Source organism: Prolixibacteraceae bacterium (assembly GCA_019856515.1).
Classification (GTDB): domain Bacteria; phylum Bacteroidota; class Bacteroidia; order Bacteroidales; family Prolixibacteraceae; genus Halosquirtibacter; species Halosquirtibacter xylanolyticus.
Map to the genome: position 1 here is coordinate 717999 of CP082230.1, position 24756 is coordinate 742754.

At 33.6% G+C, this 24756-nt stretch carries 23 protein-coding genes; 10 read left to right on the forward strand and 13 right to left on the reverse strand.

Features of this window, described 5'->3' with window-relative positions:
* Positions 1-142 precede the first annotated feature (142 nt).
* The 7 genes from K5X82_02500 to K5X82_02530 all read left to right on the forward strand — a co-directional run bounded on the left by K5X82_02500 (position 143) and on the right by K5X82_02530 (position 5805).
* Positions 143-1192 carry an aminotransferase class V-fold PLP-dependent enzyme gene (locus K5X82_02500; protein QZT37777.1) on the forward strand — a complete coding sequence of 350 codons (1050 nt, stop codon included), beginning with the start codon at positions 143-145 and terminating at the stop codon, positions 1190-1192.
* Positions 1193-1729: 537 nt separating this feature from the next.
* Positions 1730-2674, forward strand: a complete 945-nt coding sequence (gene nusB / locus K5X82_02505; GenBank protein ID QZT37778.1) for a transcription antitermination factor NusB — start codon at positions 1730-1732, stop codon at positions 2672-2674.
* Entirely contained in the window at positions 2634-3128 is a 495-nt protein-coding gene (locus K5X82_02510; GenBank protein QZT37779.1) for a DUF1573 domain-containing protein, read from the forward strand. Before nusB ends, K5X82_02510 begins: the two co-directional genes overlap by 41 nt.
* Positions 3129-3134: 6 nt before the next feature.
* Positions 3135-3440, forward strand: coding sequence for a preprotein translocase subunit YajC (gene yajC / locus K5X82_02515; GenBank protein ID QZT37780.1), 306 nt, complete (start codon positions 3135-3137; stop codon positions 3438-3440).
* 81 nt (positions 3441-3521) lie between these two features.
* A complete protein-coding gene (locus K5X82_02520; GenBank protein ID QZT37781.1) occupies positions 3522-4523 on the forward strand; it encodes a hypothetical protein in 1002 nt (333 codons plus the stop codon).
* Positions 4520-5092, forward strand: coding sequence for a dephospho-CoA kinase (gene coaE, locus K5X82_02525; GenBank protein QZT37782.1), 573 nt, complete (start codon positions 4520-4522; stop codon positions 5090-5092). The genes K5X82_02520 and coaE overlap by 4 nt, the downstream gene beginning before the upstream one ends.
* Positions 5089-5805, forward strand: coding sequence for a TerB family tellurite resistance protein (locus tag K5X82_02530; GenBank protein ID QZT37783.1), 717 nt, complete (start codon positions 5089-5091; stop codon positions 5803-5805). Before coaE ends, K5X82_02530 begins: the two co-directional genes overlap by 4 nt.
* Positions 5806-6090: 285 nt before the next feature.
* On the opposite strand, the gene K5X82_02535 is transcribed toward K5X82_02530, so the two are convergent.
* The 8 genes from K5X82_02535 to K5X82_02570 form a co-directional block, all read right to left on the reverse strand.
* On the reverse strand, positions 6091-6417 hold the full coding sequence (locus K5X82_02535; protein QZT39074.1) for a transposase: 327 nt from the start codon (positions 6415-6417) through the stop codon (positions 6091-6093).
* 674 nt (positions 6418-7091) lie between these two features.
* Positions 7092-7484 (reverse strand): transposase, encoded by a 393-nt coding sequence (locus K5X82_02540; GenBank protein ID QZT37784.1) that lies wholly within the window; start codon positions 7482-7484, stop codon positions 7092-7094.
* Between the two features lie 6 nt (positions 7485-7490).
* The gene (locus K5X82_02545; protein QZT37785.1) at positions 7491-7763 is read right to left on the reverse strand and encodes a hypothetical protein; all 273 of its coding nucleotides are present in this window, start codon (positions 7761-7763) and stop codon (positions 7491-7493) included.
* A gap of 156 nt (positions 7764-7919) precedes the next feature.
* Positions 7920-8282, reverse strand: a complete 363-nt coding sequence (locus K5X82_02550) for a PUR family DNA/RNA-binding protein (protein QZT37786.1) — start codon at positions 8280-8282, stop codon at positions 7920-7922.
* A 314-nt stretch (positions 8283-8596) separates the two neighbouring features.
* On the reverse strand, positions 8597-9511 hold the full coding sequence (locus tag K5X82_02555) for a hypothetical protein (protein QZT37787.1): 915 nt from the start codon (positions 9509-9511) through the stop codon (positions 8597-8599).
* 251 nt (positions 9512-9762) lie between these two features.
* Positions 9763-11079, reverse strand: coding sequence for a TolC family protein (locus K5X82_02560; GenBank protein ID QZT37788.1), 1317 nt, complete (start codon positions 11077-11079; stop codon positions 9763-9765).
* Positions 11080-11091: 12 nt separating this feature from the next.
* A complete protein-coding gene (locus tag K5X82_02565) occupies positions 11092-14319 on the reverse strand; it encodes an efflux RND transporter permease subunit (protein QZT37789.1) in 3228 nt (1075 codons plus the stop codon).
* Positions 14320-14341: 22 nt separating this feature from the next.
* Positions 14342-15454 (reverse strand): HlyD family efflux transporter periplasmic adaptor subunit, encoded by a 1113-nt coding sequence (locus K5X82_02570; GenBank protein QZT37790.1) that lies wholly within the window; start codon positions 15452-15454, stop codon positions 14342-14344.
* A 320-nt stretch (positions 15455-15774) separates the two neighbouring features.
* Here K5X82_02570 and K5X82_02575 point away from each other — a divergent pair, with 320 nt between their 5' ends.
* From K5X82_02575 to K5X82_02585, 3 genes are read left to right on the forward strand one after another with little or no spacing between them, the layout of a single operon-like run.
* Entirely contained in the window at positions 15775-16818 is a 1044-nt protein-coding gene (locus K5X82_02575) for a histidine kinase (protein ID QZT37791.1), read from the forward strand.
* A gap of 6 nt (positions 16819-16824) precedes the next feature.
* Positions 16825-17535, forward strand: coding sequence for a LytTR family DNA-binding domain-containing protein (locus K5X82_02580; protein ID QZT37792.1), 711 nt, complete (start codon positions 16825-16827; stop codon positions 17533-17535).
* 49 nt (positions 17536-17584) lie between these two features.
* On the forward strand, positions 17585-18193 hold the full coding sequence (locus K5X82_02585) for a short chain dehydrogenase (protein QZT37793.1): 609 nt from the start codon (positions 17585-17587) through the stop codon (positions 18191-18193).
* 52 nt (positions 18194-18245) lie between these two features.
* Here the strand turns inward: K5X82_02585 and yaaA are convergent, their stop codons facing one another.
* From yaaA to K5X82_02610, 5 genes are all read right to left on the reverse strand, one after another.
* The gene (gene yaaA, locus K5X82_02590; GenBank protein QZT37794.1) at positions 18246-19019 is read right to left on the reverse strand and encodes a peroxide stress protein YaaA; all 774 of its coding nucleotides are present in this window, start codon (positions 19017-19019) and stop codon (positions 18246-18248) included.
* Positions 19020-19032: 13 nt separating this feature from the next.
* The gene (locus tag K5X82_02595) at positions 19033-21390 is read right to left on the reverse strand and encodes a DNA topoisomerase 3 (GenBank protein QZT37795.1); all 2358 of its coding nucleotides are present in this window, start codon (positions 21388-21390) and stop codon (positions 19033-19035) included.
* Between the two features lie 21 nt (positions 21391-21411).
* Positions 21412-21990: a DUF308 domain-containing protein gene (locus K5X82_02600; GenBank protein ID QZT37796.1), complete on the reverse strand. Its 579-nt coding sequence runs from the start codon at positions 21988-21990 to the stop codon at positions 21412-21414.
* Positions 21991-22026: 36 nt separating this feature from the next.
* On the reverse strand, positions 22027-23805 hold the full coding sequence (locus K5X82_02605; GenBank protein ID QZT37797.1) for an SLC13 family permease: 1779 nt from the start codon (positions 23803-23805) through the stop codon (positions 22027-22029).
* 142 nt (positions 23806-23947) lie between these two features.
* Positions 23948-24571 (reverse strand): PorT family protein, encoded by a 624-nt coding sequence (locus K5X82_02610; GenBank protein ID QZT37798.1) that lies wholly within the window; start codon positions 24569-24571, stop codon positions 23948-23950.
* Between the last annotated feature and the right edge of the window lie 185 nt (positions 24572-24756).

A 24756-nucleotide genomic window follows, 5' to 3' on the forward strand; every position in this document is an offset into this window, starting at 1 on the left:
AACGAAATAGAAAAACATAAATATGATAATAAACAGATAGTACACTTAATTTGAATTTTTAGGTTCAATTTAAACAATGGGACATGATTTGTGGGATTTTTACTACTTTTAAACCAACAATAAATATTCAAAGAAAAAAGTAATGTACGATCTTAAGAAAGAGTTTGGAAGTGACAACTACTCTAGTGTTTCACCAGAAATATTAGAATTTATCCAAACCATAAATTTTGGACACTGCCATGGGTATGGCGACGATCCGATTACGAATGAAGCCATTACGATAATCAAATCCGAATTTGGCAACAAAGCAGAATGTTTCTTTACATTAAATGGAACAGGAACAAATATCACTGCTATCAATGCACTAACACGACCATATGAAGCGATTGTCTGTGCAGAAACTGCACACATTAATACGGACGAATGTGGTGCATTGGAGAAGGTAACTGGTAATAAAATACTGCCAATTAAACCTAGCAATGGTAAGATTACACCAGAACAAATCACACCCTTTCTCGCCCAAATTGGAGATGAACATAGTGTACAACCAAAGGTAATTTCGATCACGCAACCAACAGAGGTTGGCACGATCTATTCAAAAGAAGAGATCCAATCATTAGCAACTTTAGCCCATCAAAACAATATGATCCTTCATATGGATGGAGCAAGACTATCTAATGCTGTAGCCAAAATGGATATATCATTCAAAGAGGCCACTTATGATTTGGGTGTTGATATTATAAGCTTTGGTGGCACAAAAAACGGAATGATGATAGGAGAAGTAATTATCAGTTTTCTTGACCAAGCTAATAAAGCGATACCATTCTTAAGAAAACAAAACAATCAGCTTTTGTCAAAAATGCGTTATCTGTCAGGGCAATTCATACCCTATTTCCAACAAAACATTTGGAAAATCAATGCTGAAAAAGCAAACTTTACGGCAACATACTTTTACAACCAAGTAAAAAACATCCCTTACATACAAGTACTTTACCCTGTTGACACAAACGCTCTATTTGTTAGAATACCAAAAGAAATGATCAAACCACTTCAAAAAGTCAATTTCTTTTATGCAAGAGACCCCAGAGACACAGTTGTTAGGTGGATGACAACATTTGACACTACAACTGCTGAAATTGACAATTTCGTTTCTGAATTAAAGATAATAGCACAATCATTGTCTATTCAATAAACACTATAAGCGAGGCCCTTATACCTCGCTTAAAAATATTTTCTATGTCGCCAGCGAAAGCACTGCTAATTTTTGATCTTCCATACAAATTATTGATACAATTGCAATTGTATCTTTCCAATGAGAACATCTCCTCTCTACAAATAATCAAGAGACGAGTAATCAAGAGACGAGCGCAAGGATTTAAGAGTAGAGAATCTCATCACAATGATACACATATTCAGTAGCTAAGATAGATTCTTGAAAGGTAGATAACTGCCTAATAATATATTTAATCACCAAATTTCAGAAAGAGCCATATTAACGACCAATTAAACAAGAATTTAAGGCCCTATTTACTCCTTTCTTTTGCATCTTAAGAAAATGGAAAACTATAGCTCAAAATAACAATCTGAACCAACATATGATATTTTTATCTAAAACTTTCATTATAGGGTTTGGGGGATAGAATAATTTACGTAGATTTGCACTCCGTTTTTACGAAACGAAGTTACATTTAATTCAATTAGTTTAAAGTAAAAAAGTTCTCTGAATATTATGATCAGCCGTAGAATCATTAGAACCAAGGTGATGCATATTATCTATGCAAATTTAAGCAATTCGGGTAAGTCAATCCAACAATCCGAACAAGAATTGCTTTACAGTGTGAATAAAGCATACGATCTTTATCATCTTCTTTTAGCACTTCCAGTTGAAATAGCGAAAATCGCTGAAGAAAGAATTGACCGTGCCAAACAAAAGAAAATGCCTACCCATGAGGACTTGAATCCAAACATGCGGTTCGTTCAAAATCCAGTGGTTGGTCTGTTAAGAGAAAACAATGCTCTAAACGATTACATCGAAGAGCACAAGTTGAATTGGATCAATCATTATGAAATCCTAAAGAAATTATACCAAGAGCTTTCAGAAACCGATTTCTTTCAAGAATACATGAACAAAGAGACCGTTTCATATAATGATCACAAAAAATTTATTGAAAATCTTTATTATGGAATTATCATTCCTTCTGAAGAGCTAGAAGACGAACTTGGAGAATTAAGCATTTACTGGCATGATGACTTTAACTTCGTTTGTTCAATGGTGATTAAAACCATCAAAAAAGTAAAAGAAGAATCAGGAGAAAATTATCGCCTAATGAATTTATACAAGGATGATGAAGACCTCCAATTCACTAAAAATCTTTTACGAAAGACATTGGTAAATCACACCGAACATCAAAATGTTTTGGTTAAGTATACTAAAAATTGGGATATCGAGCGTATTGCTATGTTGGACAATATCATCATGGAAATGGCATTAACAGAATTCATTTCTTTTCCGTCTATACCAGTAAAAGTTACATTGAACGAATATATAGATCTTGCAAAATACTACAGTACGAAAAAAAGTAGTACATTTGTTAATGGAATTTTGGATAAAATGCTTCAAGATTTCCAATCAGATGAAAGAATTAAAAAAGCAGGACGTGGACTTCAAAACTAAACGTTTTTATAACAATAACTATAAGGCAATCATCTTTTTGATTGCCTTATTTTGCTTCTATGAATGCCATCCTAAGGATAAAGACATCAAAAAATATCCTCCTTCAAGCGAAAAATCACCTACAACTAGATTGGTCTTTAAAAAAGAAATCCATAATTTTGGGAAAGTGAAAGATGGCGAGATCGTTTACACCTCCTTTTATTTTAAAAATCGAGGTAATAAACCAATCACAATACAAGGGTTCAAAAAGAGCTGTGGATGTATAACAATTAAAGGACCAGTAGAACCAATTCTTCCTGGAAAAGAAGATCGGATTGTTGTCACTTTTGATACTACTGGAGAATGGGGTAAACAAATGAAAACTTTAAACGTTTATACATCAGAGAACTTTAGTTATTCACTAATGATTACAGCTATAGTTAATAACGAATTATTTCAAAATTTATCAAATTAATATTTTATGCTTAACACTATTCTAGCACAGTCGATTAATGGTATTCTTACGCAGATTTTACCTTTTGCATTAATATTTGTAGTTATTTACTTTTTTATGATTCGTCCACAATCTAAAAAGCAAAAAGAACTTGCAAATTTTCGTAATAGTCTAAAAGTGGGTGATCGTGTTGTAACTGCGGGTGGTATTTATGGTAAGATTGCGGGAATCAAAGAGACCCATATTCTTCTACAGGTTGATACTGATACTCGAATCAAAGTTGACAAATCTTCTATCATAAAAGATATTACTGATGCTGACAATCAGAAATAATTAATTAACCCATCAAAGCGTCATTCGTTCTTAGTTACAAAACAATAGGACGATGACGCTTTGTTTTACATCCACTTTTCCGTGATAAAAGAGAAATTTATAAAAGTAATCAAACGCTTTAATCCCAAAAGTAATACTACAGAGAAAGACTTGCGTATTTTTATGATATGCTTTATTATTTCGTTTAGCTTTTGGTTACTTAATGCACTATCAAAAACCTACTCCACGAACGTAACCTACCCTGTACAATATAAAGATCTTCCTAAAGACAGAGTAATTATCTCGGAATTACCCGCCAAGATCCAATTAAGAGTAAATGGGTTTGGATTTGCACTTCTAAGACTAAAGATGCAACTCAACCCTACACCAATTATATTCAACGTATCGAAATTTACCAACAAAAATATTGTTGCATCAAGCGATACGACCTTTGCTATCTCATCCATTCAACTGAAAAAACAATTATCAAATATAATAAGCTCAGAAGTTAATATTGAAGATATTGAACCAGGGTCTATATACATCAAATTTGAAAATATTATACAAAAAAAGGTAGAAGTAAATCCAAAAATAACAATCAGCCCTAAACAACAATACCTTCTTGTTGATGGGATAAAAACAGAACCCAAATGGGTTACGATCTCCGGTCCACAAAGCATCATAAACAAGATTCAATCGGTTAATACAGAAGTCCAGAAATACACGGAAGTTTCAAAACCGATAAAACGTCTTGTTTCCATAGAGAATACAGAAGAAGTTGAAATAACACCTCATCATGTTAAAATAGAAGCAAACATTGAGCAATTTACAGAAGGTCGTATTTCAAAAACAATTGAGACTTTTAATCTCCCAGACTCAATATCTATATTCACATTCCCAAAATCAATCATTATTACTTATACTGTTCCCATCAGCCAGTTTAAGTATATAAATGAAACATCATTCGAAACTTATATCGATTGGGATAGTTTATCTGTAGATAAGAAAGCGACTCTTAATGTGAAACAGACAAATCCTTACATTCATAACTATCACTACCAAACAAAAGAGGTAGATTATATTATTGAAAAAAACACAAAATGATTACACTAGGTATTACGGGAGGGATCGGATGTGGCAAAACTACAATATGTAAAATTCTTTCGTTACTTGACATCCCGCTTTTCATCTCCGATATTGAAGCAAAAAAACTCATGGTTGAAAACCATCAAATTAAGACGAAATTAACTACGATTTTAGGAGACAAAAGTTACTTTCCTACTGGGCAATTAAATAAACCATATATTTCAAATCTTATTTTCAACAACCCAAAGACCCTAGAACTTGTCAACAAAGTCGTTCATCAAGCGACTAAAGATGCTTTTATTAAATGGAAACAGCAACAAACATCTTCAATCGTAGCATACGAATCAGCTCTTCTTTTTGAATCAAATTCAAATGAAATAGTAGACAAAGTTATTTACATTAAAGCTCCATTAGAGATCCGTATCAAACGTGTAATGCTTAGAGACCACATATCTAGGGAGAAAGTTATGGATCGCATTAAGAATCAATTGGATGACAAAATAAAAGAGAATAAAGCAGATTACATTATATACAACCATAACAGATTAGTTATTCCACAAATAATAAACCTTATCAATCAAATATGAGTATATTTAAGTCATTACTAGCAGGAGGATTAGGATGGGCCTTAGGTGGTCCTATAGGAGCGATTATAGGCCTAGCAGCCTCCTCATATCTTTCATCTTTAACTGAAAATAAAGACGAAAACATAAACACTGATAGACCAAACAATTATGAAGTAAGCTTGTTGGTACTGATTGCTGCTGTTATGAAAGCAGATAATCGCATCTTACGTTCGGAACTAGATTATGTCAAAACATTTTTAAATCAATCATTTGGTCCTGCAAAAGCAAAGGAATTATTAGTTCTTTTGAAAGACATACTAGACAAAGACATACCTGTTAATGATGTTTGTCATCAAATTAATCTCTATGTAAACAGAGAAGGGCGTATTCAAATGATTCATTTTTTATTTGGCTTAGCTTTATCTGATGGAGAAATATCTCCTGAAGAGGAAAGACTCATTTCTCAGATAGCATATGAATTTGATCTAAATACACAAGAATTTCAGTCTATTAAGTCGATGTTCATCCAAGATGCACAATGGGCATATAAAGTACTTGAAGTTTCAGAGAGTGTTTCGGATAAAGAAGTTCATAAAGCATTTAAAAAGATGGCGATCAAATACCATCCAGATAAGGTTGCTGATCAAGGTGATGACATTGTAAAAGCTGCAAATGAAAAATTTCAGAAACTCAACGAAGCATATCAAGCAATAAAAAAAGAACGAAATTTGTAAAGTAGCAACGAATTATCTTATAAGGATACCACTCATTGATCCATTCCACATCATGATTTTTTTCGTTCTAAATTAAGTGTAACAGATTATTTAGGATGAAACACCCAAAACATTAGTAGCCTTCAAGTTCTTTCTTGTTGGCTACTTATTTTACATCCATCATTATTTTGCTTCACGTTATATTAGGATACCTTTTTCTATATCAGAAATAATTTGAATATTGAAAGTCTTAGAATAATCTTTCTATGTATGCTTAATCCAGGATCAGGCAATATATTAAGGGGACTATGCATATATCTTAGTTAGGCGATACAGGAAAAATGGTATATCCGTAACGCCTCTTTGTGTGGCTCTAAAAGCCTTTGTTTTGGCATTAAATGCTTCTGCAGAAGCATTTGCACTTCTATTTTCAAAAAAGTTTAATATATCTGAGTAGTGACTAAAAATAATGTTTGATATTCTATTAAAAGTATCAAAACATGCTACATCATTAAACCATCTTGCTCGTTTCGTGTAGGCAACTTTCTTTTCTTCTGTATGAGAAAAGATCATTCTCAATTTATGGGTTAAGTTATTTGACTTTTCCAGATTAGGATATAATTCAAACAGGATGGAAGCTCTTTACGTCTGCTTCTCTTTCCATTTATCCCTTGATTTAAATAAAAGGGGCTATTTCCGAGATTTGGTGGGTAACCATTTAGCGTTGTAACCAAATCATCAATGCAACGCTATATTCTCCAATTAAATTACGATAAACAGACCATCGTTTAGTGTAGGTTTAAGCTTTTTGAACCCGCAGCTATAATATTCTCATCAAAAATATCACGAACATATATCGTTATGGTTTGTTAACTCTTTTGCATCACCAAACTTATATCATGACAATAGAATATTGATCTATTAAACATTTTTGATGAAGCAACTATCAATGAAGTATCCTTGAAGTATCAATAAACTACGAAGGAAACCCTATCTAAGATGTTGGTTATTTTCTAAAGTAGAAGCACTTTTTCTATCCAAGTTATCATAAGAACCATGAACCACCTTAATGAGGTAATTCATGACCTTTATGTACCTTCTTAGGAACACGCAGCTCGAGCTTGGAAACAGAATCGATTGCAATCACACTACTGTATTCTTAATGCCACATATCACCTTCACCAAATCTAGTAACATAGAAGAGTTTAGATCCCTATTAAAGCAGTGCAATTATTGGACAACACATTCAAGATTGAAGAAGATAACGAAGCATTGAAATAGTATCCTAAAGGATACGACCTACTAGATTAAGACATTTTAGATAAATAGAGTTCTTTACGATTTTTCCCCATTGCTCCAACCATATCTAAGGTAACTCCCTTTACATAGTCTCTTGTGTTTGAGGGGATCTGTTTGATAACCTTTATAATATCTTCAGCGTTGGTTCCTTCAATTATGGCTACAATACTTCCTTTTTTGTTGGTAAGGATTGTATATAACTCACCATTGCAAAGGCTTGTTTCATCAAGACTCAAATACTCTCCACAATTGGCTGGAAATAGAAGCCATTTATCTGCCTGGTCTTTTTGATCCCAATCATGATAATCACTTAAATGTTTGTTGTACTGTTCACCTAGATATGTTCCATCAATATAATAGAACTTTTCAAGACTATTGCTACTGATCGGGTATGAGTCCAAGTAATCCTAAAAAAAAGAAGCAAACTCTTTAGTCATTCGTGTTCCCTCTACTAAATTATCCCAATTTCTTGTGATGACTTTACCAGATGTCTCCTTAGTCCATTTTCGACGTCTAATATGCAAATATACAGTCTTGTTTCTTAATGGAAAATCTTCAATGGTTATCTCTGGTAGAAATCCTTTAGAGGTTAGTTTTTCATCAATGTATTCCTCAGAAATAATATTCTTTTCATCTAGATAAATGTCAACTTGTGACGAATGATCAACAATATTGACCATATCAAATACTTAAATATTTCCTTAGGAAGAATTAACTCTGCAAGTAGTGATATTACTTTTTGTAGACGCTATTTAAGGCCGAGACATCACTCAAAAAAGAGGAGATACTACACCTATAGCATCTCCTCTTTTATTAACATTTTTGGGAAATAGCATCTATTCCACAATAGAAGTCACCTCTCCTTTTCGATGTACTCTTACACGACTCTTTTCACTACGAGGGTTTTTCTCTAAATAAGATTCCATGAAATTTGCAACATTATCAATTTTTTCACGAAATTCCTCCATATCTTCTTGATATAAATAAACCTTATATTTATCATAGTAAAACTTACCATCTTGATCTACTTTCTTCTTACTCTCTGTTAGTACAACATAAGGGTCATCATAGCGTGTCTTTTTCACATCTAGAAAATATGTACGATTACCTGCCTTTACAACCTGAGAGTAGAGATCTTCGTGTCTAACACTGTCTCTATCTGCTTCCATTTTTGAGTCTATTTTTCGTTCATCCTTCATAATTCCTCCATTTAAGAAATAGATTAGTATTTCAAATATAAAAATATTTTTTCTATTTAACTTTTATTGACAGTAAATATTATAAAGATTTTTGTCACTTAATTTATTTATAGAGAACTGGAATAAGAACAATAACACCTAACTCACCTGATGAACAACACAATTCGGATTAACATCAACATTAATTCATCACACATTTATTTACACTCACAATTATATTACATCACAACAAACAATACTAAAGTAACATTTAAGGGATAAAAAAGGCCATCTAAAGTTAGACAGCCGTATTTAAACTAAAGAGTTGTCACTAATTAATAGGCAGCCCAGATATCATCTCCATAAAGAAGATACTTCTCAACAGTTGTCAGTCCCATATCCGCTCTATAATCATTAATTTTATCACGATTTTCCACACGATATAATCCTTTATGAACTCCATCGATATCTACTAGTTGGGTACCATATTTTTGAGGTTGGTCGTTATAGACACACAGACGATCATAAATATAAGCATAAAGGTACCATGAAGTCTCATTATGAATACAAGACTCCTTGATATAAGGTAAATACTTTTCAATTTGTTCCTTTGATCCTTGATAAACAATCATTGCTGCTGTTAAAGTAGCATTCTTTCCTAACTGACTGTTTTTAGGCCAGCCATTTTCAGTAACATAATGCTCTAAGAACACATACTGTTCCCTCTGTAATCGATCTTTAATTCGATCAAAGAATCTCGAAATTGAGGATTCGCCAAGACCAGAAAGTTTTGCCACATTACTGTTGTAACTTAGAACCTCCCACTCAGCACGCATTCGCCATAACTTTCTAGATGTATCTAAATCCTTATATTTACCATGATTATTTTCAGATTTCAGAATCACGTTATTAGCAAAAGCATTCCAGGTATCACCTTCCCAGAAATAATAAAAAGCTGGGTCTCTAAGCACTTTTACGGAGTTATTTGAAGCATACGCAATACTTAAATAACGAAAAGTAGAATCCTTTTTACCATCTAATGCATATGCCCTTGCCACTAAATAAGCTCTTAACTCTTTAGCAGATCTAGAAATTTGAGCATTATAATCTTTCTTATAACCTTCAATAGCTTTTTTAGTATTTCCGATCTCTAAATAACGATCGGATATTGATTTGGTTTGAGCAAAGCTAACATTCATACCAATTAATTGCATAATCGTCAAGAATAGTAAAATTCTCGGACTTCTCATCTTTTTTGTTTTTGTCATTTTATTTGCAATATTATTTCTTTACGATTTAATGGCACTAATTCCTTTTTAATTAGTACCAAAACAGATGGGAAAATTACACTCCCATATTACTTTTAAAATCATATAAGAGGATAGCATACTAACTGTTTTAAGTTATGGTATTTAATATCACAACTTTACATTAAACCATAAAAAACCTCATCCACTAAAAAATAGAGGATGAGGCAAAACACAAATAGACTGAGCAAAATCTATTTTGAAGAATATTCTGCGATTACGCCTCCTGTAATAGTTACAAGATCAACGTAAGATAGTTGCAATTTATATAAAGCATTTAAGTGAGCTGTCTGAGCATTTAAGTACATCACCTGAACATCTCTAAAATTGAATGAATTGATCGCGCCAGAGCGAAATTTTTGCTTTGAGATATCAAGATTCAATTTTGATGCTTTAACCTGCTCCGATGCAAGTTTTAGTAACTCCTTATTCACCTCATACAGATCATAGTATTGACTTAGCTGATTAGATAAAGAGATCTTCATATCATCAATTTTTAGATCGGAAATATCTTTATTAATGTTTGCAATTTGAATGGCTCTTTTACGATTTCCACCATTAAAAAGATTATAGCTTAATTTCAATGAAACAGAAGGAGAAGTACTCCATCCTTGTGATCCAGTAGGAATTGGCGGATCCACCTTGCTATATGCTTCTGTCACTGCAGCATTAAACGAAATTTTTGGGAACATGTTTGCTTTGGCCAGGCCTTGCTCATCAACCATTAACTTTTGATTAATATATTGATTTTTCAAGTTATTGTTATCACGATACATCTTGTCTACGAGATCAGACATTACAAAGTCTTTATCTTTTGCTTTTAAGTCTCCAACAATTTGCCATGACACCTTACTTGCATCTGATCCCATCACGTAGTAGAGATTTCTACGAGCATTTTTAGCATTGACTTTTTGTGAAAGATAGTTTCCTTGATCTTCTAACCATGCATTTTGTGCTTGAAGTAGATCATACTTAGTTGATGAACCTATTTCTGTGAGCCTTTGAGATTGATCATATCGATCTTTTGACAGTTTCATCATATCTTGTTGAACATCTGTCTTCTCTTGTTCAATAAGAGCCAGATACCATGCTGAAATAATTTTCCTAATTGCATCTTCAACAACAACTGCAGCTTGACCTCCGGATAAATTATCAAGATCTTGCAATTTTTGTTTTGTTATATTTACCCGAAAACCATCAAACAAAACCCATTCAAGATTAACAGAACTACTCGCATTGTAGTTTGTCATGTCATCGCTAGAAGACCTGTATGTCGGGGATGCAGAACCTGAAGCATTAAAAGAGATGGTAGGAAATCGTCCTGCATTTCCCCAATGGTTATTGATCCCTGCGATATCTCTATTCTTATTTGCTATCTGAATATCGAAATTATTTTTTAGTCCTATTTCAATTGCCTGTTCTAAAGAAAGAGCATCTTGTGCTTTCCCCACAAATGAGGAAAGCAACAATAGATAGATACCTGAAAAACAATATATTATTTTCTTTAACATGATCCTTTTTAATTATAATTCAAAATCATTTTCATTACGATCATCTTCGATCTCTTTAGCCATAGAAACCTCCAATGCTTCTGACACTTTTTGATCTCTAACAGCTGTTTCTACACTTTCAGGAGTAGCATCAGTATCACCTTTCAGATGTGCGTACACAAGTCTAAATTTATTTGCAACAGTAACGTATACAGGAAGAACGGTTAAAATAAAGAATGTTCCAATCAAAATACCATAAGCTAAAGAGATAGCCATTGGCTTAATAAACACCGTATCACTACTCGTTTCACGAATAAGAGGAAATAGACCAGCAGTTGTTGTAATGGTAGTCAACATAATTGGTCTGAATCGAGATTTTGCAGCTTCAATGATAGACGGCGTCATATGAAAACCTCGTTTTAAATTTTGATTATATCGATCTAAAAGAACAACCGCATCATTTATGATAGTACCAGATAAAGCAACCATTCCCCATAAGCTCATTGATGAAAATGCGATCCCTTCAATAAAGTGGCCCCATAAAGCTGCAATAATTCCAAATGGAATCATGGCAACAATCATCATTCCTTGAGTGAATGATCTAAAAAATATAATTAGAATTATCAGGATTAAGAAGAAAGCGACACCAAAGGAAATAACGATGTTACTAGCCTCATCTGTCGTATCCTTAACCTGACCTTGGTGCATGTATGTAACGCCTTGATGTGCTGCCATTATTTTTGGAAGAACTTCATTCTCAATTTTCTCTAAAACAGGTGGCACTGATTCACTCTCATCAACCATATAAGCATCTACACGTATTTCAACCTTTCCATTAAAGTGATTTATTGATGTCAATCCTCGTTGTATACTTAAATCAGCTAACTCAACCAAAGGATACATTCCTTTAGAAGTATTAATCATCATCTTTTCTAGTTGACCGACAGTTCTTCTGTTTTCTATAGGGTAACGAACATAAAACCATATTTCGTCACGACCTTTTTGAATCCGTTGTGATAGCCCTCCATAGAATGATTTACGAACTTGATTCATCAGAGAAACTTCATTAAGACCTAAAGCATAAGCCGCAGGTTTTAATTTTACAATGACCTCCTGTGTACCAATCTGGTTATTATCCATAATATTGTACAAAGAAGAGAACTTTGCCAGCTCACTCTTGAAGTCTTCAGTAGCATTTTCTAATTCGTCTTTATCACTCCCCATCAAACTTATTGAGACAGGGGCTCCAAAGCGATTACTTGCACCAACCGTAAATTTATATGCATCCTTAATCTTTCCTACCTTTTTTGAGATAGCTAGCTTAATCATATGTGAACTCATCTTCGAATCGTCTAGTTTTCGAAGGAAAACTCGCATGTTACCCGTATTTGAACCAGACTCTGTTCCGTTAAAAGCCCAACCCGTATTTAATGCAATACTCTCTATAGGTAACTCTTCCTTATAATCATTAGCCAGCTCTTGATTAACCTCTTCGACCTTCGTTGAGATCATTCTTAAACGTTCAAGAGTAACTCCCTCATTAACCCCAGGTTTTAAACATAAATCAATAACAAAGTTATCTTCAGAGACTGCAGGAAAAATAGTTGTTGCAATTCGACCACTTGTCAATAGCCCTACGGTAATAATTATAATGGCAGTAAAAACACTAATCGATATAGCCTTATATTTTAATAGTAGTTGTAATAAAGGCAAATATAATCGATCTCTAAGACCAAAAATTAGTTTATCAAAAAAGTTTCGAACTTTTCCATACCAACTATCCTTTTTTAATGGCTTTAAGACTGTTTCTGAAGCAAGGTGTCCTGGCAAAACAAACATTCCTTCAAATAAAGAGAAAATTAAACACAAGACAACAATAGCAGCCATCTCATACATCATCTCTAAACTACCTTGAATGAAGAATAGTGGACAAAATGCAATAATAGTAGTACTTACAGATGTTAATACCGCTGGAATTACCTCTAAAGTACCATCAATAGCAGCTCTTCGAGGACTTTTACCCATCTCAAAGTGAGTAAATATATTCTCTCCTATCACAATACCATCATCTACAAGAATCCCGACAATTAAGATCATACCAAACACCGAAATAAAGTTAATGGTAACACCTAACATATTTGCTACGATAAACATTCCCAAAAAGGACGAAGGGATTCCCCATGCAACCCATAAGGATAAACGAAAACTAAGGAACACACTCAAAGCAATGACTACAAGGATCATTCCCATTAATCCATTACTATATAAAATTCCTAATTGAGCATCAAGAGAGTCTCGAAAGTCACGAACAATCTTAATATTCATATCTTTGTTCGCCTCATTATATTCGTCACAATAGTTTAAAATATAGTCAGATATTTTTTGTAAATCTTCTGTTCTTAATTTCTCGATTACAAAAAAAGCTGAACGATCTCCATCAACAAATGATTTACGTGGAATATCTTCAAATTGATAATGAACTTCTGCAACATCTTTAATTCTAACTAGGTCGCCATTAATATTGGACCTAACTACAATATTCTCTATATCATCGATACGTGTCGATCGTTCACGAGCATTAATTTTTATCTCTTCACGATGGTTCTTTATCAGTCCAGCATACATATCAACATTATTGTTTGAAATAGCATTCTGAACATCTTGAAAGGTCATTTGATACCTACGCAACATTGATTCATCCACTTCTACAGACATCTCCATTCTAGATGGATAACCATAAATAGTAATCTGTGATACTAAACCAGAAGCACGTAAATCATCTTCTACTTTTTGTGCTCGCTCTTTGAGCTTCATCAAATCATTTTCCTTTGAGCTCAACTTCATAAACAAAGCAATAGTCTTCGTCTTCTGTTTCGCCACTACAGGCTTCTCGGCATTCGCTGGAAAATTACTAATCCCGTCAACCGTATTCTTTACATCCGTAAGAACTTCATCTACATTATAATCATTCTCAACAATAACTGTAACTACGGCACTATTCTCTCTTGAAACAGATGAAAATTCTTTCATTCCTACTGTTCCTCGCAGAGCATCTTCAATAACTGAAGTAACTCCTTCATCCATCTCCTTTGGAGTTGCACCTTGATAAGTCACGGATACAGTGATCGTATGAGATTCAATCAGTGGGAAAGATGCTTTCTTCATTAAGGACATCGATATTCCGCCCAACAAGAGCAAGGACATAATGATGACCTTTCCATAAAATGGATATTTTACAAAAAGTGATAATATTTTTTTCATATTATGAATTCAATCTTTTGTCTTATTGGATTAGTGGGTTGACTTTCATTCCATCGTAAGCTTTGATCAAAGATTCGATTATTACAATGTCGTTATTGGCAAGACCATTAACGTACATATAGTCTTCGTTCTTATAAACGACATTTACCGTTTTTTTCTGAATCTTATCTCCTTTAACGATATACATGTGATTTCCTTTAAATACAGACTCCCTCGGAACTGCCATCACATCTTGAAGTAAATTGTTACCAAACTTCACGTCAACATATTCCCCAGAGAATAAATTATGTCCTTGGTACGATAAATAAATATTTTGACTCTGTGTATTACTATCCACAAATGATGCTTTACGAAGCACGCTTGCTTGAAAACTGTGACCATTATCCTCAAAAATTGTCACATTATCTTTCACATGAACTTTCGCAGCATCTTTTGTCAACACTGGTACAATAATCTCATAATTATCAGTTCTAATGATATTTGCCACTGCTGACCCTGGGGATGTTATACTGCCGACCTCTTTATTTACAGTGACATATGCACCATTAAATGGAGCTCGAACAATATATTTAGTAAGAGTAATTTCCATCTTTCTAATATCATAGTAATCCCCTAATATATTCTTAGAAGCCATGTAAACTTTTTCTTTCAAAGAGTTCGTTTTTGGCAAACTAGGCAAGGATTTATCAACTTCAATTTGCTCAAAAAATTCATTCCACTTTTGAAACTCATCAGGAAAATCAATATAAATATCAGCTAAAACGACTGAAAGTGATTTTAAGAATCGACTTTTAGAAGCCCTTATAGAGGCCCTATAATCATCATTAAACACTTTAAAAAGGATTGTTCCTTTGCGAAAACTATTCCCTTCTTTTAATGGTGCATTTCCAGCAATCAAACGACCTTGAACTTCTGCACCAAGTTGCACTACAGCATTCGAGTTTACACGACCTGAATATAAAAAAGGAACCTCTTGATCTTCAAAAATAGCTCTCTTACATTTCACACCGTAAATCGTTTCGGACTTTGTCTTCTTTTTTGGGCTCTCTTTTGTAGAATTGAGCAGCATAAATAATCCCATACCACCTAGGACTATACCCAAAGCAATTAATACACCAACAACTTTTCTCTTCATAACAATTAATACACAATTAATATAATTACATCATCAACAATCATACTTTAACGATCTACTTAGATTATAACTTATCTAAGAAATCATGTCAAATATTCGATTTCTTTTATCAAGTCCAAAAAGAATTCAATAAATGATCTACTTTCTTCAAAAAGCGGCTTTTTTTCCCACGAATTGGGTTATACTCCTACTTTTTGCCCTTCATTGAACAAAACCTGCCACTGATTGAAAACAGAGATGATAAAATGGATTAGAGATCCAAATAAACTATATTTGCGAAATCGAAGAAAATTTTAAAATATTAAATTATATCTATCATTATGTTTCCAATCGTAGACATATTCAAGAAAAACAGATGGCATTTCATTACTTGGGGCATCATATTATTTCTGAACTTATTAATTGGCAGTAATTTTGGTTGGGAATACATTCTTAAAAATGGATTAGTCAATACTATTGGTATCATGACTATTGTATATACAAACATCTATGTATTACTGCCTCGTTTTCTTAAACCAGGAGGTGTTTTTTCCATCTTATATTCTCTCCTTACCATATTCATGGTTATCGTATTTGTAATTCTATTTTGTCATATTTATGAAATCTACCTATATCCATTAATTAAAGATGAATTTTTTCATGGTGCTGAATTTAGACCAATGTTTCCAGTGTTTAAATACATGGCAATCTTTTTAATTTCACTATTCCTAAGCACTTCTATATTTATTTCATTTAAAGGTAAAGAAGCAAAAATAAAGTGGGAAAAAGTTTTATTAGAAAAAAAAGACATTGAGCTCAAATACCTTAGAGGACAAATTAATCCACACTTTCTTTTCAATACATTGAACAACGTTTACAGCCAAGTATACATGAAAGAAGAGGGTGCAGCGGACAATATTCTTAAGCTCTCTGACATGTTACGTTATATCATCGATGATTGTGCTGAAAATACGGTCCCACTACAAAAAGAGATCGATTATTTACACAATTTTATTGATTTTCAAAATTTAAAATCGGAAACACCTTTAAATATTTCTTTTAAAATTAATGCCGAGAATCCAAATATTGAACTGTCACCTCTTTTATTCATTCCTATTGTAGAGAACTGTTTTAAGCATGGAAAAATTAGTTCTGATCCTGATAGTTTTGTGACGATTGATCTTCATCAAGTTGGTGATAAAATAGAATTTAAAACGGTAAATAGTATCACATCAAATAACCATGAAAATTCGGGACGTGAAGGTATTGGAATAAATAACCTACGCAAAAGACTTGAACTAGTTTACACCAAGAACCATATCTTAAACTTTAAAAAGGAAGACAATAAATTTATTGTTGAAATGATAATCTATTTAAAATCCTAGAAAACTATGAAAAGCTGTATTATTATTGATGACGAACATCTTGCAAGAAGACTTATACAAGGATATGTTTCAAAAACCCCCAATCTAGAAGTAAAAGAGACTTTTGATAATGCAATTGATGCCATCACATACCTACAAAGCAACACTGTTGATCTTATATTTCTTGATATTCACATGCCTAATATTACTGGACTTGAATTTATCAAGACCATACAAGTTGATGCTTTGATTATCATCACTTCAGCCTTCTCTGAATATGCCATAGATGGATTTGATCATGATGTATTTGATTATTTATTAAAGCCAATCGCATTTCCTAGATTCCTAAAAGCAACTACCAAAGCTTTAGAATTTATTGAAGCCAATCCTGAAGGAAAACCGATTGAAGAGAATATTATTCAGAAGACACAAAAAGATTACCTTACAATAAAAGCAGACCATAGATTGTACAAGATAAATTTTAACGATATAATTTTTATTGAAGGTCAACGTGAATATGTTACTTTTCACACAAAAAAAAGGAAAGTAACAGCATACTACTCTTTAAAATCTCTCATTGAGACACTCCCAGCAGATCAGTTTATTAGAATCCACAAATCTTATATTGTATCCATCCCCTCTATTGAAACTCTTGAGGGGAACATGCTTGAAGTAGGTGGTCAGAAACTTCCCATTGGAAAAAGTTATAAATCATCAGTAATGGATATCTTCCAATAAATTAAACTTTTTATCCGTGCTTATTGTTTTTATAAAAAACAATAAGCGTATGAAAGTTTTAGTTATTGGAGCACACGGACTTATTGGACGTGAAGTAGTAGCATTATTGTCCAAGACTCCTAAATACGAAGTTATCGAAGTAGGACACTCTAAAGGACATTTAAAAGTAGATATAACAAGCCCGAATAGTATCGCGGGTCTTTTTGAGCACATCGGAAATGTAGATGCAATTATCTCGACAGCAGGAAGAGCTCACTTAGGAACCTTCGAACTACTTAGTGAAGAAGATTTTTGGTTATCAATTCACAACAAACTTATGGGACAAGTCAATCTAATAAGATATGGCTATCAATTCCTAAATCCAGAAGGAATGATCATATTGTCTAGTGGAGTACTTGCCAAAGAACCAATGTATGGCACTAGCTCTGTTTCAATGGCCAATGCTGCAATCAATGGTTTTGTAAAAGCAGTCGCATTAGAAACAATAAAAGGGCATAAAGTTAATGTCGTTTCCCCTCCATTTGTCAAAGAAACTATGGAAATTCTTAACATGGATAGTAGTAAAGGAACACCTGCTAAAGATGTGGCTTTGATCTATAAAAAATGTTTAGAAGACAATCACACAGGTAAAGTATATGATGTAAGAAAATATATATAAACAATATGAAAGAGCTGCATCAGAAAGGTGCAGCTCTTTTATTATTTCTAGACTAATGATCTCTCACAAATATAGGCCTATCAAGTGTAGACATCTCCTTGTTGTAATAATATCCAGCTGCATTAAAACAAGTTAGCCCCTCTTCATCACAAATATTGTTCTCCACGATATATCTTGCCATCAAACCCCTAGCTTTTTTTGCCCAAAATGCAACTACTTTATATTTATCTCCTTTAAGATCTTTAAATTCAGGGGTTATAACCTTCGCATCAACCTTCTTAAAATCTATTGACTTTGCATATTCAGCACTTGCTAAATTAATCAAAATACCATCCTTATCGCTAGAAAGCTCCTGATTTAGAATATTTGTATTCTTCAGCTTCCAATAAGCATATAGGTTCTTATACTGATCAAAAGAAAATTTAGTCCCCATCTCTAATCTATAAGCATGAATAAGATCAGACGGATGAAGATATCCGTATAGCCCTGAAAGAATACGAATGGTGTCTACAGCTCTACAAACAGCATCATTCGACAGAGAAGAGACATCTAAATTCGTATAAACCTCTCCTCTAAATGCCCATAGAGCACAATGAAGTTTGTTTCGATCATCTCCTTCATCCCAAGTTTGAAATCGCTCATAATTGAGTGTCGCTAAATCCGTACTTATTGACATTAACAATTTCAATTTTTCTATAGACAACCCTTGTAGTTTATGAACAATTGCATTTGCATCTTTTTCAAAAACAGGACATTGCTGCTTTACAAAAGATGGAACTGATTGATCAAAATCAATCTTCTTCGCAGGAGATAGTAATACTTTCATAAATGCATGTTTTTTAATCTTTTCGCTGTACCATCACACGATAGTCACTATCTAACAACAAGTAACCATCAAACTTATTCTGATTGACATCAACAAATCCCTTAATCAAAGGACTCTTCCCCTTCTTTATCAAGGTACTAAACTGTGTATCGGTCAACTTTTTTCCACTTATTTCAAAAGGAACGATAAAACGACATCCTTCATTATATCCTTCACACCCATATGCACTCTTGCCTTTAATCATTTTACGGGTTTTACACTTAGGACATACCCAAACATCTTCCTCTTTCCTTTCGATAACAACCTTATTTTGATTGTTTAATACTAAATAGCCCGAATATTTACTACCACTTTCACCTTTAAAAGAGGAGATTAAACCACTTCTCTTTTTCAAAATAAAAGTCTCCATCTGTTTCTGGGTAATCTTAGCACTATCCATAACAAAAGGTAAAATAAAATGACATCCATCTTTATGACAAGAGCATCCCCATGCGCTTTTCCCCTTTAGGATATCTCCTTTCTTACATATTGGACATAAATATTTAGATGGACTTACACTCTTTTTTTCCTTTTTAGACTCAGACTTCAACTCTTTCTCATCGACAATATGAATAACCTTTGATTCACCAAACTTCACTGCTTGGATTGTATCCCAAACCATTTTTCTCATTTCCATCAAAAAAATAGAAGGATCATAATTTCCCAACTCAATATCCCGAAGTTTCTTCTCCCAAGCTCCTGTCAATTCGGCGGATTTTAACAATTGGTTCTCAATCGTATTAATCAGATCAACACCAGTTTGACTTGCCATGACTCTTTTTTTATCTCGATAAATATATTTTCTACGAAATAACGTCTCAATAATATTAGCTCTTGTAGAAGGACGACCAATTCCATTCTCTTTCATTAAATCCCTTAACTCCTCGTCATCAACACTCTTTCCTGCTGTCTCCATCGCTCTTAACAGGGAGGCTTCGGTGAAATATTTTGGCGGCTGTGTCTCCTTTTCTAATAAATCAGGGACATGTGATCCTTTTTCCCCTTTCTCAAAGACAGGCAAAGCTTTATCATCTTTACTCGTCCCCTTTGGAAAAAGAACTCGCCATCCAGGTTTCAATATCTGCTTACCAGTAGTTTTAAACTCCACCTTATTCACAACACCTTCGACAGTAGTATTCGAAATCTCACAATCAGGATAAAAAACTGATATAAATCGTAATGAAACCATATGATATACTAGCTTTTCCTCCTTTGTTAGTGCTGATGGATATACTCCAGTTGGAATAATTGCATGGTGATCTGTAATCTTTTTATCATCAAAGACCTTCTTTGACTTACGATAAGGTTTACCTACCAATGGTGCAATCTGTGAAGCATACACTTTCTCCATATTACCCATTATCGAAGGTATCTTCTTATATATATCATTAGATAAAAAAGTAGTATCAACACGTGGATAGGTTGTAAGCTTTTTCTCATAAAGAGACTGAATGTACCTTAAAGTTTCTTCTGCAGTAAATCCATATTTCTTGTTACACTCCACCTGTAACAAAGTTAGATCAAACAACTTTGGAGGATGCTCCTTCCCTTTCTTTGTTTCAATATTAGTTACTTCAAAAGGAAAACCCTTTATCTCATCTAACTTTTGTATTGCATCTTCTTTTTTTTCAAAACGTCCACTCTTAACATTAAATACCGCATCTCTATAAGTAGTCTTCAACTCCCAAAACGGACTAGGTTCAAATTCCGTGATCTCCTTATGTCTAGAGACAACCAAAGCAAGTGTTGGTGTCTGAACACGACCAATAGACAAAACACCTTGACCTTGCCCAAACTTTAATGTATAAGCACGTGTGGCATTCATTCCTAAAAGCCAATCACCAACAGCCCTTGCCATTCCTGCCTTGTACAATGGATCAAAATCATTACCATCTTTAAGATTTGAAAAACCTTCTCTTATGGCCTCTTCTGTCAATGAGGAAATCCACAATCTTTTTAAAGGTGCTTTAGACTTTGCTTTATGCAGCACCCAACGTTGAATCAACTCCCCCTCCTGTCCTGCATCACCACAATTAATAACCTCTTCAGCATTTTTAACCAACGACTCAATCACATTAAACTGTTTCTGAACCCCGGAGTTATCAATCACTTTAATACCAAACTTTAAAGGCATCATTGGCAGAGTTGCTAAGTGCCACCGTTTCCAAGTAATATCATAATCATGCGGTTCTTTTAGAGTACACAAATGACCAAAAGTCCACGTTACTTGATAACCATTTCCTTCAAAATAACCATCACGTCTCGAATTCGCACCCAAAATAATAGCAATTTCTTTTGCTACACTAGGTTTCTCGGCAATACAAATCTTCACTATATTAGTCTGTTTTATATTCTAAAGTTCTTCAAAATCTACATCATCAATATTCCGATTAGCTCTTTTCTTGTAGGTACGATTAACTTGAAAGTACAACAACAATTCATTAATGCCATACACCATTAATACCAATCCTACAATAAAAACAACCCCACGCATTAAAGCCGTTGGAATAAGCAGCAAATATAAGCCAATTCCAAAAACTAATATAGCTGTCACAAGATAAATCTTTGATGGAGCCATATACTTGGCTGTCTGAAAATAACTAACCATTTGTCGTATTCCCATAAGCAAAAATCCAATTCCAACAATGATAGAAAAAAGCTCTGTAAGCTGAACAGGAAATAATACTAATAATAAACCTATAAGCATACTGATAAAAGATTCTGTATGTAGGAAACTACGAAATGGCGTACTCATCTTTTTAGAGGTAATAACTAAACCAGACAACCCTATAAGTAGAAAGATTGCCCCCAAACAAATCAATATCAATTTGGCTGTTATTCCTGGAACGAACAACATAACACCTCCAAAAACAAGGCCCAATATTCCTCTCAACAAGTTTCGACGATGTTGTACTAAGTGAAAATGTTTCATAGTATATAAACTTTTCAAATTCAACGATTAAGTAATCTAAAAATAGGTAAAATAGAGCACAATAACGGTCACAATAAGATATAAAAATGTTAATGGAAAACCGATTTTTGTAAAATCCTTAAATGAATATCCTCCAGGCCCATAAACCATTAGGTTCGTTTGATATCCAATTGGAGTCATAAAATTAGCTGCGGATGCAAATGCTACCAATAATACTAATGGTTCAGGTGGTATATGTAAATTCTTTGATATGGTTAAAACAATCGGAAAGACAAGTGCCACAGCAGCCTTATTTGTAATTAAATTAGCCATTAATGATGTCACCAAATATATTCCAAAAAGCAAGCCTAGAACTCCTAAGGGCATAAACAAAGTAATGATAGATTGAGCAATCATGGTTGCAACTCCTGTTTTGGTCATCGCAACTCCTAATGCTAATGCTAAAGATATAATCATTGCTAGATTTAAATCAAGGCTCTTGTAAATATCCTTTGGCGAACATATCCCCATTATATTCATACCAACAAGTAAGAACAATAATGAGGTAAAGAGTGGTACAATACGAAATACAGACAACAGTATCGATGCGATTAATCCTACAAACATTATCACACTCTTAAAAGATGAAATTTTACGGTTCTCAATTACTTGAGTTATCAAGAAAAAATCTTGAGTATTTCTTGATAAACGAACAAAATTCTGTCCAGCATAAAGAAGCAAAGCATCTCCAGCTTTTAACTTCTCATAAGTGATTTGCCCTGTAATCCTCTCTCCATTACGATGAACAGCAATAACTGCCGCATCAAATTTCATTCTAAAGTTTGCCTCTAAAACGGTCTTTCCAATTAATGTAGAGTTATGAGAAATTACAATCTCTATAACTTGCGTATATTTCCTTGCCAACAATCCTTCGGCACCTGGAAAAGTTAAACCAGAATCGGATTGTGTTATCAAACTTGCAATCGTCTCTGTATCTCCAGCAAAAGTCAATTGATCATCTGTCATTATCTGAGTCTGAGGTGATATCGCTGACAAATGTTTATCACCACGAACAATCTCTACCATATACAGACCTCGCAAGTTTTGTAATCGATCATCCTCTAAACGCTTTCCAACCAATGGTGATCCCTCGTTTACAACTGCCTGTAATAAGTAATCCCTATTAGAGTGATTAAAATCGGCCATTGCATCCTTTTTATCAGGCAACAATCTTCGAGAGAAGAAGACTAAATATATTATACCTACGACAATCATAGGTACACCAACTAGGCTAAAATCAAACATTTCCAATGGAGCCAATCCAGGAAGAATTGTCTGTTCCGACAAGAGTCCATTAACAATCAAATTAGTAGAAGTCCCAATAAGTGTAGCACATCCACCAAGTATTGCTGCATAAGATAATGGGATAAGTAATTTTGACGACGAAACATTATTTCGGCGACTCCAACTATCTACATATGGCATCATTATAGCAACCAAAGGTGTATTATTAAAAAAAGCAGACATCGTTGAGACAACTAAAGTCATACGAAACACAAAGCTTTTATAGCTATGACATGATCGAAAGACCCAATCAAAAAACTTCTCTATGGCTGAACTTTTACGGATCACATCTCCTATTAATAATAAAAGAAGAATAACTGCAATCTGCTCATTTGCAAAACCAGCCATAATCTCCTTGGGAGTCAAAATCCCACTTATAGCAAGTACACTGACCCCAATTAAGAAGGTAAATGATGGCCCAGTCCACTCAAAATACAGTGAGAGAACTATAAACAGCAGTACGATAAAAACTATGACAACTTGAGTAATCAATAAAACACCTTTTTAATAAACACTAGTAATAACGAAGATAATACTTTTTATTCCTCTTAAGAAATTAAATCAAACAAAGAAGACCACATAAACTCTTCACATCTATGCAGTCTCTAGTCACATATACAACGATCTCAACAGCTTACAGGAATTTCCACCCGACTGAGAAAGTTATCATATTTGATTTTTGATCAAACGAGATATCCCCTATTCCACCATCGACATTTGACAAACCCCACTCATAACGAGCATCAATTGTAAACAGAGCAATATCAACACCAACACCTAATTGGTATCCCCAATCCATCCCTGAAGGATCAGTGGCACTTCCAAGAGAAGGGTCTGACACTTTTACATTACTATTGGTATTAAAAATCATTACAGGACCTGTAAAAGCTTGCACTTTAAACATTGGAAATTTCAAAAACCTATAACCAATAAGAATTGGCACGTTAATAGTTTTAAAATCTACTTCATAATCAACTTTTGATCCATCTGAGAGATCTAACGTTGTTTCACCTTTCTTACTTTGAAAATACAACTCTGGCTGAATGAAGAACTTTTTCATATGAATACGTGAATAAAAGCCAATCAAATAACCTGAATTATTCGACGGACTATAATCAGAAATATCAGTTGAAAAGTTATCCGTAGTCACTTTAGATGAATTCCATCCAGCTTTTAAACCAATATCAAAAGGCAACACCTGTGCAAAGGCTCCCAATGAAACACTCAATAATAATACAATTAAGAAGACTCTTTTCATAACTCTTTTTTTTATCGTTAAACGAAATGAAGTGACCCTCTTACTTCTGTAATACCTTCCTAAATACGATCAGATCATTTACTACAATCTCATTTACAATAAAACTAATAGTGTTATCATTTTGTTCACTTCATCACATATATAAATTAAGTTATTTAACATCACGCAGATGACAAACAAAAAAA

Excerpts from the sequence above, each read along its gene's own strand:
- K5X82_02555 (QZT37787.1), bottom strand. The coding sequence starts at position 9,511 with ATGAGAAGTCCGAGAATTTTACTATTCTTGACGATTATGCAATTAATT.
- K5X82_02530 (QZT37783.1), top strand. The coding sequence starts at position 5,089 with ATGAGTATATTTAAGTCATTACTAGCAGGAGGATTAGGATGGGCCTTA.
- K5X82_02550 (QZT37786.1), bottom strand. The coding sequence starts at position 8,282 with ATGAAGGATGAACGAAAAATAGACTCAAAAATGGAAGCAGATAGAGAC.
- nusB (QZT37778.1), top strand. The coding sequence starts at position 1,730 with ATGATCAGCCGTAGAATCATTAGAACCAAGGTGATGCATATTATCTAT.
- K5X82_02545 (QZT37785.1), bottom strand. The coding sequence starts at position 7,763 with ATGGTCAATATTGTTGATCATTCGTCACAAGTTGACATTTATCTAGAT.
- K5X82_02570 (QZT37790.1), bottom strand. The coding sequence starts at position 15,454 with ATGAAGAGAAAAGTTGTTGGTGTATTAATTGCTTTGGGTATAGTCCTA.
- K5X82_02565 (QZT37789.1), bottom strand. The coding sequence starts at position 14,319 with ATGAAAAAAATATTATCACTTTTTGTAAAATATCCATTTTATGGAAAG.
- yajC (QZT37780.1), top strand. The coding sequence starts at position 3,135 with ATGCTTAACACTATTCTAGCACAGTCGATTAATGGTATTCTTACGCAG.
- K5X82_02510 (QZT37779.1), top strand. The coding sequence starts at position 2,634 with ATGAAAGAATTAAAAAAGCAGGACGTGGACTTCAAAACTAAACGTTTT.
- yaaA (QZT37794.1), bottom strand. The coding sequence starts at position 19,019 with ATGAAAGTATTACTATCTCCTGCGAAGAAGATTGATTTTGATCAATCA.
- K5X82_02500 (QZT37777.1), top strand. The coding sequence starts at position 143 with ATGTACGATCTTAAGAAAGAGTTTGGAAGTGACAACTACTCTAGTGTT.
- K5X82_02600 (QZT37796.1), bottom strand. The coding sequence starts at position 21,990 with ATGAAACATTTTCACTTAGTACAACATCGTCGAAACTTGTTGAGAGGA.
- K5X82_02575 (QZT37791.1), top strand. The coding sequence starts at position 15,775 with ATGTTTCCAATCGTAGACATATTCAAGAAAAACAGATGGCATTTCATT.
- K5X82_02560 (QZT37788.1), bottom strand. The coding sequence starts at position 11,079 with ATGTTAAAGAAAATAATATATTGTTTTTCAGGTATCTATCTATTGTTG.
- K5X82_02585 (QZT37793.1), top strand. The coding sequence starts at position 17,585 with ATGAAAGTTTTAGTTATTGGAGCACACGGACTTATTGGACGTGAAGTA.
- K5X82_02610 (QZT37798.1), bottom strand. The coding sequence starts at position 24,571 with ATGAAAAGAGTCTTCTTAATTGTATTATTATTGAGTGTTTCATTGGGA.
- coaE (QZT37782.1), top strand. The coding sequence starts at position 4,520 with ATGATTACACTAGGTATTACGGGAGGGATCGGATGTGGCAAAACTACA.
- K5X82_02580 (QZT37792.1), top strand. The coding sequence starts at position 16,825 with ATGAAAAGCTGTATTATTATTGATGACGAACATCTTGCAAGAAGACTT.